This window comes from Actinomyces johnsonii (assembly GCF_006546835.1).
Classification (GTDB): Bacteria; Actinomycetota; Actinomycetes; order Actinomycetales; family Actinomycetaceae; genus Actinomyces; species Actinomyces johnsonii.
Genome location: NZ_VICB01000023.1, coordinates 42,775 through 59,032, shown reverse-complemented (window position 1 = coordinate 59,032; position 16,258 = coordinate 42,775). Strand labels below are relative to the sequence as shown.

At 70.1% G+C, this 16,258-nt stretch carries 9 protein-coding genes; 6 read left to right on the top strand and 3 right to left on the bottom strand.

All coding sequences use genetic code 11. From position 1 onward, the window contains the following. Window positions 1-26 precede the first annotated feature (26 nt). Complete coding sequence (locus tag FK256_RS12690; protein ID WP_244936439.1) at window positions 27-1,583, bottom strand: NCS2 family permease; 1,557 nt, start codon at window positions 1,581-1,583, stop codon at window positions 27-29. 52 nt (window positions 1,584-1,635) lie between these two features. Between FK256_RS12690 and FK256_RS12685 the strand changes: the two genes are divergently transcribed. The 4 genes from FK256_RS12685 (at window position 1,636) to FK256_RS12670 (ending at window position 10,163) form a co-directional block, all read left to right on the top strand. Beyond that, window positions 1,636-2,796, top strand: coding sequence for a DUF418 domain-containing protein (locus FK256_RS12685; RefSeq protein ID WP_141424993.1), 1,161 nt, complete (start codon window positions 1,636-1,638; stop codon window positions 2,794-2,796). A gap of 88 nt (window positions 2,797-2,884) precedes the next feature. Then, window positions 2,885-3,907 (top strand): trypsin-like serine protease, encoded by a 1,023-nt coding sequence (locus tag FK256_RS12680; RefSeq protein ID WP_141424992.1) that lies wholly within the window; start codon window positions 2,885-2,887, stop codon window positions 3,905-3,907. A gap of 227 nt (window positions 3,908-4,134) precedes the next feature. Continuing rightward, on the top strand, window positions 4,135-9,258 hold the full coding sequence (locus FK256_RS12675; RefSeq protein WP_141424991.1) for a DEAD/DEAH box helicase: 5,124 nt from the start codon (window positions 4,135-4,137) through the stop codon (window positions 9,256-9,258). Between the two features lie 68 nt (window positions 9,259-9,326). Continuing rightward, the gene (locus FK256_RS12670) at window positions 9,327-10,163 is read left to right on the top strand and encodes a uracil-DNA glycosylase (protein WP_141424990.1); all 837 of its coding nucleotides are present in this window, start codon (window positions 9,327-9,329) and stop codon (window positions 10,161-10,163) included. A gap of 24 nt (window positions 10,164-10,187) precedes the next feature. On the opposite strand, the gene FK256_RS12665 is transcribed toward FK256_RS12670, so the two are convergent. Then, window positions 10,188-11,732 carry a DUF3027 domain-containing protein gene (locus FK256_RS12665; RefSeq protein ID WP_244936435.1) on the bottom strand — a complete coding sequence of 515 codons (1,545 nt, stop codon included), beginning with the start codon at window positions 11,730-11,732 and terminating at the stop codon, window positions 10,188-10,190. A gap of 452 nt (window positions 11,733-12,184) precedes the next feature. On the opposite strand from FK256_RS12665, the gene FK256_RS12660 reads away from it, so the two are divergent. Next, the gene (locus tag FK256_RS12660) at window positions 12,185-12,820 is read left to right on the top strand and encodes a DUF6318 family protein (RefSeq protein ID WP_141424988.1); all 636 of its coding nucleotides are present in this window, start codon (window positions 12,185-12,187) and stop codon (window positions 12,818-12,820) included. After that, the gene (locus tag FK256_RS14915; RefSeq protein ID WP_425321596.1) at window positions 12,817-13,635 is read left to right on the top strand and encodes a zinc transporter; all 819 of its coding nucleotides are present in this window, start codon (window positions 12,817-12,819) and stop codon (window positions 13,633-13,635) included. The genes FK256_RS12660 and FK256_RS14915 overlap by 4 nt, the downstream gene beginning before the upstream one ends. Before the next feature lie 101 nt (window positions 13,636-13,736). Here FK256_RS14915 and FK256_RS12650 read toward each other — a convergent pair whose 3' ends face one another. Beyond that, entirely contained in the window at window positions 13,737-16,241 is a 2,505-nt protein-coding gene (locus tag FK256_RS12650) for a helicase-associated domain-containing protein (protein ID WP_244936431.1), read from the bottom strand. Between the last annotated feature and the right edge of the window lie 17 nt (window positions 16,242-16,258).

Genomic DNA, 16,258 nt, shown 5'->3' with positions numbered 1-16,258 from the left:
TCGGCCCGGGGCTCCGGAGGCGAGGGTCAGGAGACGCCGAGGATCGCCTTGATCGGGGCGAGGGTGAAGTAGATGACGAACATCGCGCAGGCCGCCCACATGAGCGGGTGGATCCTGCGGGCGCGTCCCTGGGCCACCTCGACAATCAGGTAGGAGACGAAGCCTGCCCCAATGCCGTTAGTGATCGAGTAGGAGAAGGGCATCATGATGATGGTCAGGAAGGCCGGCAGGGCGATCTCCGGGGACTTCCAGTCGATGTCGGTCACCTGCATCATCATGAGGAAGCCGACGACGACGAGCGCCGGGGTGGCCGCCTCGTAGGGGACCATTTTGACCAGCGGGGCGAAGAACATGGACAGGGCGAACATGCAGCCGGTGACCACTGAGGCCAGGCCCGTGCGGGCCCCCTCCCCCACGCCCGCGGCGGACTCGACGTAGGAGGTGTTCGAGGAGACCCCTCCCACACCGCCGGCGATGGCGGCCAGGGAGTCGACGACGAGGATCTCACGGGTTCTGGGCGGGTTGCCGTGCTCGTCGAGCAGGTCGCCCTCGGCGCCGATAGCGACCATGGTGCCCATCGTGTCGAAGAAGTCGGCCAGGAGCAAGGAGAAGACCAGGAGGATCACCGAGACGATCCCGACCTTGTGGATGCTGCCCAGCAGGCTGAAGTGGCCCAGCGTCGACAGGCTCGGCAGGTCCACCGGGAAGCCGCTCAAGCGCGGCTCGGACAGGGACCAGCCGGTGAGGTTGAGGGGGCCGTTCTTCGGGTCGTCGTTGAAGGGGCCCAGGTGGACGAAGGCGTCGATGACGATGGCCAGGACCGTGGCAGAGGCGATACCGATGAGAATGGCCCCGCGGACCTTGCGCACGTGGAGCACGACCGTGAGGAAGAGGCCGAAGAGGAAGACGATAACCGGCCATCCCTGGAGGGAACCGCCCAGGCCCAACTCCAAGGGGGTGCCACCGCGGCGCACCATCTTGGCGTCCACCAGGCCGATGAGCGCGATGAACAGGCCGATGCCCACGGAGATCGCAGTCTTGAGCTGATCGGGGACCGCCTTGAAGACGGCCTCGCGGAAGCCGGTGAGCACCAGGACGAGGATGATGACGCCCTCGATGACGATGAGCCCCATGGCGTCGGCATACGTCATGCCCTGGGTGCCCACGAGGGTGTAGGCGACCATCGCGTTGATGCCCAGGCCGGCGGCCAGTGCCATCGGGTAGTTGGCGACGACACCCATGAGGATCGTCATGATCGCGGCGACGAAGGCGGTGCCGGCGGCGAGTTGGGCCTCGGTTCCCGGAGGGCTCGCCTTGGACAGGATGGCGGGGTTGAGGACGAGGATGTAGCTCATCGAGAAGAAGGTGACGATGCCGCCACGGACCTCGCGGGAGATGGTCGAACCGCGCTCGGAGATGTGGAAATAACGGTCCAGCCAGGACGCGCTGCCGGGAGAGGACGAAGACGACGATAAGGACTTCGTGGGATGACGTGTGCTCACGGCGGCATTCTTCCAGATCGTCAAGCGCTGAGCGAAACCAAACAGTTGCGTCACCGCAACGCGATGCGTTATTGAGGCCATCGGTAGAACTATTTACACCATCACAACAGCGGCGTCCCTAAAGTCTGGCCTCGTGCAGACAGCTGGCTCAATCGAACCGACGGGCCGTCCAACGACGTCGAACGCATCGCCGAGGACCGCGCCCGCCAGGTCGTCGGGCACCTCGTCGGCAGCGCCATCGACGACGCATTCCCGGCCCCGACGGCGCATCATCGGGCTAGACATCGCCAGGGCCCTGGCGCTGATCGGCATGGTGGTGGCCCATCTCATGGAGCCCGAGGGGTGGCCAGCCGAGATCGTTCGCGGGTTCCCCTCCGCCCTGTTCGCCGTGCTGGCCGGTATGTCGCTGTCCATCATGGGCTCGCGCGGGGTCCGTGAGGGAGGGCCGGCGCTGGCGGCATCACGTCACGGGCTCCTCGTGCGCGGCGTCATCCTCATTGTTCTGGGTGAGGCGATCACGCCTTTCGCCGGCACCATCAACGTGGTGCTCACGGCCTTCGGCATCTGCTACATCGCCCTGGCCTGCGCACCGCGCTGGCGCACCCGCACCCTCATGGTCGTCCTCGCGTGGACGATCATCCTCTCCGCCGTCTGCCACGTCCTCGACGCCACCGTCGGAGTGCCCTCACAGGCGCTGACGGGGGCGTACCCGGCCTTCGCCTGGGCCAGCTACATGATCATCGGGCTGCTTGCTCACCGTCTCGTTACGGGCAGCACCCGCGCCCAGGTCCTCACCGCGGTCATCGGCCTGCCCCTCGCCGTCGCCGGGGCCGTAGCGCGCAACACCATCGACGTCGTCGCCGCGGTCTCCTCCGACGAGCTGAGCACCATCATCCCCATGATGCTCATCGACCCGGTTACCCACTCCGGAGCGCTGATCGACATCGTTGCGACGGCGGGCGGGGCGCTGTCCGTCGTTTCCCTGTGCCTCCTGGTCTTCAGGGGGACTCGCACCGGCTGGGCGAGCCGACTGGCCTTCCCGCTCCAGGCCATGGGCTCGATGTCTCTGACCGTCTACGTGTGTCACGTCCTGAGCGCCGGGCGCTTCCTCTCCGACGACGCCCCGCTGCGCATGCCGGTCCTGGGAGCCGCCACGATCCTGTTCACCCTGGCACTGGCCACGATCATCCGTCTGAGGTTCGACCACGGTCCCCTGGAGTGGGCGCTGCGCCGGCTCATCCGAACCGCAACCGACCAGGGACGTCCCGGCCGGACCATTCCCGAACTCACCTGAACCACGACCGCCCCGCGCTCACCGGCATCTGCACGAGCGCCTTCATCTCCGCAACACCGCACCACTACCCAGGCCAGAGGAGAACACCATGTCACCCACCGCCACGCTCCCGGATTCCCCGTCGCTCCCCTACCGCCCCCGCCTTCCTCGTTCACTCGTGCGCGCCCACAGCCTTCTCGCCGTCACCGCCCTTGCGCTCCTTCCGGCTGGCGCAGCGCACGCGCTCATGAGCCCCGACGTGGCCGGAGACGACGCCGTCAGTACCGCCGTCGTCTCCGAGAAGATCGGTGAGGAGGGCGATCCCAGCGGCAACTGCACCGGCACCGCGATCGCCCCGCGATGGGTGGTGACCGCCCGGCACTGCGTCGAGGGCTCCCCCAACGTCTCCGGGTCCTCCGTGCGCATCGGCCAGGGCGACAAGCAGCGCGTCGTTGACGTCGACCGGTGGGAGAAGGCCCCCGCCGGCGACATCACGCTCATGCACACCACGGAGGACATGAAGCTCTCCAGCTACCCTAAGATCGCCGACACGGTGCCCTCCTCCGGCGAGGTGACGGTCTACGGCTGGTCCTCCGACGGCTCAGGCGGTACCAAGACACTGCCCAAGGCGACCGGCAGCATCACGGGCATCGCGGATTTCACCCTCTTCGACGGCAAGCAGTCCCTGAGCGTCGACCTCAGTAACGGCGCCAAGACCCAACCGGGGGACTCCGGCGGTCCTGTATTCGTCGGGGACAAGGTGGCGGCGGTTCTCACTGCGAGCATTGATGAGAACGATCCCGAGGCCACATCCTCCAGTCACTTCACATGCACTCCCCTGGCCGAGCAGTACGACTGGATCACGAAGACGATCTCCGCCGACGACGGCGACTCGGGCTCGCAGACCAAGGCCAAGGACTCGCACGACCTCAACCCGTTGTGGCTGGTTGGTGGAGGGGTCGTGCTACTGGCCGCCCTGGGCGTGTCCTTCGTCGTCATCAAGCGAGGCGGGAAGAACCAGGGGACGGATGAGGCCTCGACGCCCCTTGCGACCGGTGACGACGCTCCTCGAGACTCCGAGGCCCGGACCGGCGAGCCCGACTCCGACGGCTCCCCCGCCGGGGAGTCCTGACCCAGTCCCCTGCGGCGGCGGTGGGAGAGCAGAGACGGGGATGCTCTCCCGCCACCGTCGCAGGCTATATCGGCTCCGCGCAGGGAGCTGGTCTCTCAGCGCGTCGGCGCTGTCCGCTTCTCCCCCGGCCGGCCCGGGGAGAAGCAACACGGATAGCCGTCAGACCCTCGTGGAAAAATGGTCGCCGAGGCCATGAGGCGACATGGGGCGAGTAGGGGGTGCCGGGTATGACACCGGGTATGACGGAGACGGGTCATGACCGGGCCGATGCGGCCGGTGCCCGCGGGCCGGGGTGGGAGAGCCTCTCGCAGACCACCCGGACCTGGTTCCTCAACGCCTTTCCCGCCGGGCCCACCACCGTGCAGAAGCGGGCCTGGACGGCGATCGGTCGGGGAGAGAACGCACTGGTCATCGCCCCGACCGGCTCGGGCAAGACGCTGGCGGCGTTCCTGTCGGCCATCGATCACCTGGGCCGGCTCGACGAGGCGGAGACTGCGACCGGAGCGCCTGGCGAGGACGAGAATCCGGCCGACGGCGTGCGGGTCCTCTACATCTCACCGCTCAAGGCGCTGGGGGTCGACATCGAGCGCAACCTGCGCCGGCCGCTGGCGGGGATCAGCGCCGTCGGCCCCACCCGCCCCATCTCGGTGGGAGTGCGCTCGGGGGACACGCCCGCGCGGGAGCGTCGTCGGTTGCGCACGCATCCGCCGGAAATCCTCATCACAACGCCGGAGTCGCTGTACCTCATGCTCACTAGCGCCGCGCGCGAGACGCTGCGAACAGTGGAGAGCGTCATCGTCGATGAGATCCACTCCTTCGCGGGCTCCAAGCGCGGCACGCACCTGGCGCTCTCCCTGGAACGCCTCGACGACCTCCTGGGGCGCCCGGCGCAGCGCGTGGGCCTGTCCGCAACGGTCTCGCCCCACGGGGAGGTAGCGCGGTTCCTCGGCGGAACGCGCCCGGTGACGATCGTCGACGACGACGGCCGGGCGACACCGGAGGTGACGGTGAGCGTCCCGGTGGAGAACATGGCTCGCATCCCGGTGATCGCGGATCGGCACACCCGGATGGAGCGGGCGATGGGATCCCCCTCGCTCGGCACCGCGAGGCGGTTCTCGGGGCTCGGACGGGCTGGGACGGGGGATGCGTGGCGCTCGGATAGGGCGCTGCGCCGAGCCATGGTGGAGGGGCAGACGGAGCAGGCCGAACGAGCGGGGCGGGCCGGGGCGAACCATGGAACGGGGGCAGCGGGACCGGCCCGGGTGTCGGGCTCCATCTGGCCCCACCTGGAGAATGCGATCCTCGACCAGGTCCTCGCCCACCGCACGACCCTGGTGTTCGTCAACTCCCGTGGAGCCTGCGAGCGGCTGACCGCCCGTCTCAACGAGACCTATGCCGCGCGCAGCGGGACCGGTCTCGGGGCGCAGCCCGAGTCACAGCTCCTACCGCGGTCAGAGTCCCGGGAGCCGGTTCACCGCGAGTCCTGGGAGATGGGCACCGCCGCGCACACCGAGCCGATGCCGGAGGGCACGCCCGTCATCGCCCGGGCGCACCACGGGTCGGTCTCCAAGGAGCAGCGCTTGGAGGTGGAGCGCCGGCTGGCCTCGGGTGAGCTGCGGTGCGTGGTGGCCACGGCTTCACTCGAGCTCGGGATCGATATCGGTTCCGTCGACCTGGTGCTCCAGGTGGCGCCACCTCCGTCGGTCGCGGCGGGACTGCAGCGGGTGGGGCGGGCCGACCACCGGGTGGGCGGGCGGCCCCGCGGCGTCATCTACCCGGTAGAACGGACCCATCTGGTGGACGCCGTCGTCGCCTCCGAGGGGATGCGGGCCGGGGCGATCGAGCGCACGGCTCTGGTGCCCAATGCGCTGGACGTCCTGGCCCAGCAGACGGTTGCCGCGGTGAGCACGGAGGACATGACGGCGGACGCCTGGTTCGCCACCGTCACGCGGGCGGCGCCCTACGCCTCGCTGCCGCGTCGGGCCTTCGAGTCGGTTCTCACGCTGCTGTCCGGGGGTTTCTCCTCGGCCGACCTGGCCGACTTCTCGCCCCGGCTCGTGTGGGACCGCGCCACCGGCCGGCTCAGTGCCCGGCCGAACGCGCAGCGGTTGGCCGTGACGTCGTCGGGCACGATTCCGGACCGGGGCATGTTCCCGGTGGTCCTGCCCGAGGGTGCCGAGGAGGCCGGGCGGCGCAGGGTCGGCGAGCTCGATGAGGAGATGGTGCACGAGTCCAGTCCGGGTGACGTCATCACGCTGGGGACGTCGAGCTGGCGGATCCGGCAGATCACGGGTGACCGGGTCGTCGTCGACCCCGTCGAGGGACGCAGCGCCCGCCTGCCGTTCTGGAGGGGTGAGGGCCTGGGGCGGCCGATGGCCACCGGGCTTGCCAAGGGGGTTTTCCTGCGGGAGGCGCAGGCCGGTCTGCCGGAACAGGAGGGCACCGGGCCGGACACCGGGGCGCCGCGGGCCGAGCGGGCGCTACGGCGTCGGCTCGCAGATGCAGGGCTGGATGCCTACGCGCGTGACAACCTCGTGGGGCTCCTGCGCGAGCAGCGCTCCGCCACCGGAGTGCTCCCGACCGATGAAACTCTGGTCCTGGAACGCAACCGGGACGAGTCCGGCAGCTGGCGGCTCATCCTCCACAGCATGCTGGGGCGGCGAGTCCACGAGCCCTGGGCGATGGCGATCCGGGAGCGGGTGCACCGGGTACTGGGCATCAAACCGCAGGTGATGGCGGCCGACGACGGCATCGTCCTGCACATCCCGCCGCTCGAGGGGCGTCTCCCGGGGGCCGAGCTCGCCGTCTTCGACCCCGCTGAGATTTCTGCCCTGGTGCGCGGCCGGATCGATGAGACGGCGCTGTTCGCCGCCCGGTTCCGCGAATGCGCCGCGCGCGCCCTACTCATGCCCATCACACGTCCGGGGCACCGCACGCCACTGTGGCTGCAACGGGTCAAGGCGGGCCAGCTGCTCGAGGCCGCCCGCCAGTTCCAGGACTTCCCCATCAGCGTGGAAGCGGCGCGCGAATGCCTTCAGGAGTACTACGACCTGCCCGCGCTCACCGGTCTCATGGAACGCCTGGGCTCCGGTCGAGTGCGCATCGTCGAGGCCGTCACCGCCGAGCCCTCCCCCTTCGCCCATCCGCTCCTGTTCGGCTACGCCAGCACGCTGCTGTACCAGGAGGACCTGCCGCACGCCGAGCATCGGGCCCGGCTGCTGGCCCTGGATCCCAAGGCTCTCAACGCGCTACTGGGGGACGGGGGTATCGCCGAGCTGCTCGACGACGAGGTCATGGCCGAGGTCGAGGCCGAGCTCCAGCACCTGGCGCCCGACCGGCGGGTGCGCGCCGATACCGAGGGGATCGCCGACCTTCTGCGCGAGCTCGGGCCGCTGACCCTTACGGAGCTGGTCGAAAGGTGCACCGGCGTCGGCGATGGTGGGGTCAGTAATGCCGGCGGGACCGGCCGCGAGGGCTCCGGGGGCGTTGAGGACCTGTCCACAGCCGTCCGGGCGGCGGTGGACAAGCTCGCCGATGCCGGCCGGGCCCTGAGAGTGACTATCGGCGGGCGCGAGCACTGGGCTCGGATCGAGGACGCCAGCGACCTGCTCCTGGCGCTGGGGACGGAGCTGCCCGACTGGGCTGCGGAACTGATGGAGTCCACTGCGGCCGACGGCACGGCCGTGCGGACGGCGGCGGCCCGTTCTCCCTTGGGAAACCTCGTGCTGCGCTACGCCCGGGTGCATGCTCTCATCGCGCCCGAGCAGGTGGCGCAGCGTTTCGGGGTGGGTGCGTCGCCGGCCGGGGCCGCCCTGAGCGAGCTCGTCGAGGACGGTTCCCTCGTGGACCTCGGCGAGGCGGGTTGGGTGGAGGCCGGTGTCCTGTCCCGGGTGCGCAACCGTTCCCTGGCCCGGGCGCGAGCCGCCATTGCGCCGGTGGCACCCAGGGTCCTCCAGCGTCTGGTGCTGGAGCGGGCCGGGATGGGCGAAGCGGGCAGCGGCGTCGACACCCTGGCGGAGGCCCTGGCCGGGTTGGAGGGAGTGTGGCTGCCGGCCGGCCTGTGGGAGTCGGTGGTGCTGCCCGCCCGGGTGGCCGACTACCGTCCCGCCATGCTCGATGAGCTCATCGCCTCCGGGGAGGTCGTCTGGCAGGCGCGTCCCCATGAGGAATCGGCCTCGAGCCAGAAGGAATCGGGGCAGACGGGCGGGGGCGAGTGGGGCTCGACCGCCTCAGCCGGGGTCGACGACGTCGTCGCGCTCGGGGAGATCGCCTTCTTCCCCACGGACTCGGCTCTTGCCCCGGTGGTCGGGGAGGCACTGACGCGGGCCGAGTTTCAGATCCCGCGGAACAGCGGCGCGGAGGAGAACGGGGAAAGCGCCACCGGGGAAGACACCAAAGACGACGCCAAGGAACTCTGGCGACTGGTGTGCGAGGGGGCCGCCACGGGTCGCTCCTTCGAGCCGGTGCGCCGGTCGCTGGAGCCCGTGGCCGGGCCGCGCAGCGCTCCGGCGCGTCGGGTGCGCAGCCGTCGCAGCAGGCGCCTCATGGTCGGGATGCCGCGAGCCGGAGGGCGAACCGCGTCCGGGCGGTTGTCCTCCGTGCTGTCCTCGGCCTCGTGGCTGCGACTCTCGCAGGCCCCGGTCTCCGCAGAGGAGCGGGCGATCGCCGAGGTGGAGTCGCTGCTGGACCGGTACGGGGTCGTTTCCCGCGACGTCGCCCTGTCTTTCGGAGACAGCGGGGGGCTCGTGCCGCTGATGCCCGTACTGCGACGCATGGAGGACACCGGAGCCATCCTGCGCGGCGAATTCGTCGAGGGCCTGGGCCCCGCCCAGTTCGCCGAGCGGGAGACCGTTGACCGGCTGCGGTTCTTGAGCCAGAACCCGGTTGGTGCGAGTAGCGCCTGCGTCGTGCTCGATCTCAAGGACCCGGCCTGCCTGGTTGGCCGAGGGTTGGCGTGGCCCGAGCCCGTATTGCCCACCGGCATTGGCGAGGCCGGGCCGCAGCGCAAGGAGGCGGGCGGCGCACCACTGCGACGCCGCGGCGCGAGCGTCGTCCTCATGGAGGGGACACCGGTGCTCTACGCCCCGGAGAACCTCAAGGCGCTCATCTCCTACACGCCCGAGCCGGAGATACTGACATGCGCCTTACGCGCCCTGGTAGTCGCGCGGCAGCGTGCGCTGGCGCGCGAGGGGGCGTCGCTGGGGCGGCACCGTACGGTGGTGGAGTCGCTCAACGGCGTCAGCGCACTGGACCGCACCGTGAGTGACCTGCTGCGCCAGGCCGGTTTCGTCTCCGACCCCAAGGGCATGCGGCTCGCCGTCGGCCCGTATGGGGCCTCCTCCTCGCGCTGAACGGGCCGGCCCTTCACCGATGACAGAAGCCGGCACCGCATCGCTCTGCCCGTGTACACAATGAGGACATGGCCGATCCGCACCCCATCACCGGAGCGCTCTTCGATTCCCCGGTCCCTCCCGGGACCGGGTGGCCCGACGATCCCGCCACTACCGCCACACCCGTGGCCCGATCGGCCGCCGACGTGGCGCGCCTGGCCGGCGCATCATCGGATCTGCCTGCGCTCGATGCCCAGATCACGGTGTGTCGAGCCTGTGACCGTCTCGTGGCCTGGCGCGAGGAGGTGGCCAGGACCGGCCGTCGCGCATCCTTCACCCACGAGCCGTACTGGGGGCGACCGGTGGCGAGTGTCGGAACGACGAATGCCCGCATCTACGTCGTCGGGTTGGCCCCCGCGGCCAACGGGGCGAACCGCACCGGCCGCATGTTCACGGGGGACCGTTCCGGGGACTGGCTGTGGGCGGCCTTCTACCGGGCAGGCCTGGCAGCGTCACCCACCTCGACGGCGGCCGGTGACGGGCAGCGGCTCATCGGGGCGCGCATGGGCGCAGCCGTGCGTTGCGCCCCGCCCGCCAACAAGCCGACAACCGTTGAGCGCACCACCTGCGCCCCATGGCTCGCCCGCGAGATCGCCCTCATGCCCGAGGTCAAGGTTCTGCTGGCGCTGGGCGGGATCGGATGGAGCGCGGCGCTACGGGTCACTCGCGAGGCGGGGTGGACCCTCCCCCGCCCTCAACCGCGCTTCGGCCACGGGGTGACGGCGGAACTGACCAGGCCCGATGGCAGGCCGGTGACACTGCTCGGCAGCTATCACCCCAGTCAGCAGAACACGTTCACCGGGCGGCTCACCGAGGCGATGCTGGATAAGGTGCTGGCGACTGCCAAGCGCCTCGCTGCGACATGATCACCGACCGCGGCTGAGGGTGTGTCAGGAGCGGTCGGGCAGGATGGCCTCGAGCTCGGCGAGGGTACGCGGCGCGAGATGGTCGTCGCTGTCGGCGTCTATGCCCTCGGTCTCTTCGGCGGAGGCGCCATCCTGGGGCGTGTCGATCCCGAGCGCGAGGGACAGGCCAGCCACGGCAGCGCGGGCCGAGGCGGCGCGTTCACTGGGCGAGTCACCGGTTTCGACGCTGGCGGGGGTCGACGACGTCGGCTCCGCGGCTGCTGTGAGGACCTCGGCGGTGTCGGAGGCCGATGGGGCCGACGCCGCAGCGGCAGCCCTCTGCCCGAGGTCTGCGAGGTCGAGCTCCAGCAGGCGGCTGCGGCTATCCTCGTCGGCCTCGGCCACGGGGGCGGCGGCATCCGCGGCCGAGTCGGTGGCGGTCTCAACACCATTGCTCGCGACGTCGTCGGGCAGAGTGTCAACGTCCTGGTTCGAGGGATCAGGATCGGAGTTCAAACCAGGCGCGTCTGCCGCGCTCTGGGCTGTAGCGTCGTCGGTCCCGCCGTTGGCGCCGTCTTCATCGTTGTCGACGTCGTTGCCCGACTGCTGGGCCGCGAGTTCGGCGATGCTCTGCCCTTCGCGCAGGTCGAGCCCATTGGTGCTCAAAGGCACCATGAGGTGGTCGTCGACTCGTGAGGGGTTGATGGGCCACTCCGGGCCATGGTCGGGCAGGTCGGTCTCGGAGTGGGCACCGCAGCCGTGGTCCAGGGAGACGACGCTGCCGTCGTCGGTGGCCCACTCGTTGGCACAGACGCCGAAGATGGCGCGCAGGGCACCGGCCATGGGCACGAAGAAGCCGCAGGTGGAGCAGGTGGCGTGGGCTTTGCGCACACCCTCGGCGTCGGGGCCGTGGTCTCCGCCGTACCAGCGCTCGGCAGCGCTGGAGACGCCCTGGGCGCTCAGGACGCGGGGGCGGCCCAGGTCGAGCTGGTCCAGGGCGACGGCGTCGGCGTCCTCGCCGGTGGCCTCCCACCCGGGTTCGAGGCGCTCGTCGGTCTCCTTGCGGGGCAGGCGGTCGGAGCGGGTGATGTCACCGGGTTCGAGGCGCTCGGCCCACGGGACCCATGCGGGAGCGAGGAGGGCCTCCTCTCCGGGGAGGAGCTCCATCTCGCAGACAGTGGCGGTGCGGCTGCGCGGGACGCGGCTGAGGGTGACGGCCCAGCGCCAGCCGCGGTAGCCGCTCAGGGTGCAGTCGAACAGGTGGGTGACCAGGCGTTCGGCGTTGGGGGCTGCGGCGAGGTACTCGCCAATGGTGATGGGGTCGGTGATCTCCTCCAGGGCGCGGTGGGCGAGCTCGACGGCGGCCGGGGAGGTGAGGGTCTTGTCCTTGGCGGCCTGGGCCTGCTCGCCGGGGGTGGGCAAGGAGCCGGCGCGCGGCACGGGGGTCGGTTCCGGGTGAGTCGGGGCCGATGCTGGGCGCTCCAAGGTCGCCGTGGCGGTACGCGCCCCGGTGGCGACGCCCGAACCGGGCTCGGTCTCGATCGGGGGCGCGTCTGAGGCGTCGGTGTGAGAGTCGATCGTGTCGGTCACCCGGCCAGTGTAGGGGAGGCGTCTGAGACTGCCCTGACCCGGGTGGGTCGGCCGCGGCACACCTCTCTCCAGAAGCTCTCAGCCGATGCGACACGGCAGGGCAATTGGGCCGAACGCTCGAATGGCGCGGATCGTCCCAAGTCACGATCAGGGCGCACCGTGAAGCCGACGGGCAGGGAACCGGTCGGCGGGGTTCTGTTCCGGGGGTTTTCCACAGGGCCGTGTCAAAGTCTGGCGGTCGGGGCGTGTGTGCAGGTAATGTCAATACACCGCTCGGACGGGCACTGCCGCCCGTCCCGGTGGTGTGAGGAGTTGTTTCGGTGGCGAGGAGGCTATCGGTGATGAGTACGTCCCTACGATCCCCAAGGCCTGCGCACTCGAGGCGATCCACAACCGAGTACGGGCGGTCCGGTTCTCATCTGGGGCTCCGCCGGGCGGCCGCCGGTTTGGCGGTGGTATGCGTCCTGGCCCTGGGGGCGGCGGGCTGCGCGCTGAAGGACGCCCGGGCGGAGGCCAGTGCCAGCGCCAGTGCCAGCGCGTCTGCGGCCGTCGCCCGGGCCGAGAAAGGGATCGCCGACGCCAACGCCTCAGCGACCGCCTCCCGAGAGGCCGCCCTGACCCCCGAACTCAAGGCCCAGCGCGACACCGCCCTAGCCGAACCCGCACCCGTCAAACCTCTGCATATGGATGAGGAGTCCGCGCGAGGCGCCACGGGCAGCGTCCAGTACTTCCTTGAGCTCTACCGCTACGCCTTCATGACCGGCAACACCACCGAACTCGCAGCCATGAGCGAAAACGGATGCGTTTTCTGCAATTCAGTCATCGATCAGGCGACCGAGCTCCACAAGGAGGGAGGATGGGCCAATCGGTGGGAGCAGGACATCACGAATATCCGTTACTACGAAAAACTCGAAGGGTACAACTACAACCTTATTCATGTCCACATTAGCTACGGCCAAATGACTTGGTTCTATCCAGATAGCGGACCTTCTGTCTCCGAACCCGATGAAGATCGGGAACTTAAGCTCGGAGTTCGATACATCAATGGCCGCTGGATGATCGGCGAAGGAGAGGTGATTCCAAAATGAAACGCCTTCTTGCTGTGATGCTAATTACCTCTTTTGCATCATTTGCCGCCACCGCAGCCCGAAGCGACCATCGCTCACCTACTCCAACTATCGATGGAAAAAACTCTGGGAGCAGGTCGGAAGTTACTGGGGAATCGTCTCAAGAAATTCAGGTTCCCGATTCGAGTTCTGGTGATCCTGCGTCGCCGCCTCGTCCGAAGGTAACGGCCTCTGACCCGTCGATGTGGGAGGAGCAGCCCCATCAGGACTGCGTTAGCAACGGCGGTCAGATACCGGATATGGACTGCATGTACAACAGGATGTTCCAGCCCAGCGATCCCCAGAACGATGCGCCCGCCGGGAACGGTCCCCGCACGGTCACCGTCACCGTGCGCGAGGCCGCCACACTCATCGCACAGGGCTCGGGCATCACCCGCCAACCACCCGGCCCGAAAGTCATCATCTCCAAAGCCTTCATCGTCTACACCAACCCCACCCCCCGCTACCAGACCACCACCATCCTCGACACAGCAATCGACGTCGAATTCACCCCCATCTCCTACACCTGGAACTGGGGAGACGGAACCACCACAACCACCACCGACCCCGGAGCCCCCTACCCAAACCACACCGTCACCCACCACTACAAACACACCGACAAGAACATCACCACCACCCTGACCACCACCTGGACAACCAGATACCGCCCCACCGGCCACACCGACTGGCACACAGTCGAAGGCACCATCACCACCACCGAAACCTCCACCCCCTACGACCTCGTACGCATCATCACCTACCTCACTGACGACGCCGAAGAAGCCCAAGGACACTAACCCCCAACACCCCCACCTCCCCACACCGCGATGTCCTCTTCACCAACGACGCAAGACCCCGCCGTCGTCGGTGAAGAGAACATCATCAAGCGGGGCAGCACTCACTCCGCCTCGACCGAGACGATACGGTGGACGGCCACGGTCAGTTCGGTCTCGCGCACGACGTCGCGCAGGCGCACCCGCCCGGGTTCCACGGCCATGACCCGCACCTGCCGCTCCTGCACGGCGCCGTCGGGACCGGCCAGACTCAGCCGCAGCCGCGAGCGCGAGGACTGCGCCTGGCGCAGAATTGCCAGGGCGTGTACCGGGTCGGTGGCCACAGCCGTTTCTCCGGCGGCTTGCAGTGCCTCCTGCCCCACGCGGAGCCTGCCCACCAGGGTCGCCAGCTCGCGTCTGCCCGGCCGACGCCGCCTTACCGAGTGCTCGCTGCCGGGTCGTGACGGCTCAGGAGCCCGGCGCGCCTGCTGCGCGGTGGCCGGCCCGACCACCAGGTGACCGCTCGCGTCCTCGGTCACCGGCGCCAGCCCGTTAGCGCGCAGCTCGCGCAGCACCTGCCCGGCGCTCGCCGTGGCCACGAGAAACCCGGGGGCCACCTCAGCGAGGCCAAGATCCTTCAGGCGTGGCTCGGCCAGGAGCCCGGCGGCCGTCGCCTCGTCGCCAACTCTCAGCAGTGCGGCCACGGCCCGCACCCGCACTGTCCCGTGGTGGCGGGCCGCGTCCTGGATGAGCACGGTCAGCGAGTCCGGCAGGGGCGCGGGACTGTAGCGTCCGATGGCCTCGATGATCTCCTCGGCGCTGTAGCCGATGTCGAGCGCGCCGCGCACCGATTCGGGGGTGAACCTCACCGTGAGCGCCCCGCCGCGAGACTCAACCACGCTCGTACGCTCCAGCAGGGCCGCCAGTTCGGGGGCGGGCCGGCCCGGGACGATGGCGGTGAGGTCGGACTGAACGAGGATCATGTCGACGGCGGCCGGCAGGTCCGCGGCGAGCGCGGCCTCCAGCACTGCCAGGGTTTCGTCGTCCGACGGCGCCTCGGCGACCGCGCCTCCGTCGGTGCCCTCGGCGCTACCGGCGCTGCCACCACGGCCGGCTTCCGGCTGATCGAGGCTCGCCGCCGCCCGTCGGGCGAGGATTCTGCCGGCTTCGGTGAGCGCGCGGCCACCGGTGATCCCGAGGGTCTCGGCCTCGGCCAGGACCGCTGAGATCGCCCCGCCGGGGATGGCACGCCTGGGGCTTTCCCAGGTCAGGGCCGCCCGCACGAAGGCAGGGGTCGCGCTCGCCCCCTGCGGGAGGTCGCCCAGGAGCGCGAGTACACGGGCGCGCAGGCGCGCCGCCCACCCGGCCTCCAGGTCCGGGCCGAGGACGGCGCGCAGGGCCCCATCGTCGTCGCGGGTGCCCGTCAGCCAGGCGGTACGGGCGCTCCCCGCCCAGGCCAAGGCGAGCGGCGCCCAGCGCTGGGGGAGGCTGTCGGCGAGCCAGCCTGCGGCGAGGGTCGAGGGCACCCAGGTGGTGCCGTCGTCGTCGAGTCCCAGGAGTCCGGCGCCCGCGGTGATCTCGATGATGCGGGCGGCCGCGTCGGGTTCGAGGTCGAGGGCGTCTGCAGTGCGGGTCAGGGCGCGTACGCTCACTCCCCCGGTGCGGCGGATCGTCCCGCCCTCGCGGCCCCACTCCTCCAGAAGCGCGCCCACGAGCCGGACAGTCTCCTCAGCGTGGAAGGAGGACTCGGAGGCGACGACGTTGCCGCCCACCGTCTCCAGGTCGCCGGCCTCAGGGGCGGTCAGGGTCTCGCGCGTCAGGCGGCCGCCGCGCAGGGCGAGGGCGACCTGGCGCGGCAGGATGAAGCGGGTGCGTCCCTGGGCGTCGCTACTGCGTTCCAACCAGTGGCGCTCGATGAGTGGCGCCGCGCCCGGGACCTTGCCGCCCGAGCGCAGTGTGCCGGCTGGCGGCCCCCAGGTGAGGGCCTGGAGCATCTCCACAGAGGCCGTCGGGACGATCGGCTCGCCGGCACCGCGGGCGGCGTCCTCGCTCAGCTCCTCCAGGGTGGGCGGCAGCTGCTCGGCGCTCAGGGGCTCGGCGGCCCAGGGCCCCAGGCCGAAGGGGTGCGGCCCGAAGGCCGCCTCCAGCGCGGCCACGGGTCGGCCCTCAATGACGAGCGCCAGCCGGCTCAGGCGATCCAGCGCCTCAGTGACCTGCTCGGTCTCCAACGGCAGGCGGGCGGCGATCAGCCCGGCCAGGTCGGCGTTGTCCGGGTTGTCGGCGGGATCGCCGACAGGCCCGTCGTCGGCCGACTCACCACCGGTCCCGACGGCTCCACTGGCTCGTCCGTCCTCAGCTGCCTCGGTCGACCCAATTCCTTCGGCCTCCCCCGATTCGTCGAGCCGGCTGAGTGCCACCACCGCCTCGGCCACGGCCAGCGTCGACGCGTCCAGCCCGGCCAGCGCCTGCTCGACACTGCCCTGTGTCCCGGCCCGGGTCGCCAGAGCCAGGAAGGAGGAGGACGGCGGCGAGGCTAGGTCCGGGCGCGCCACCAGCAGGGCGGCGACTTCGCGGTCCGGCAGCGCCGTCAGGTGCACGGCGAGGTCCTGAGTGGAGGCGGAAGGGCTCATCCGCACCAAAATACGCC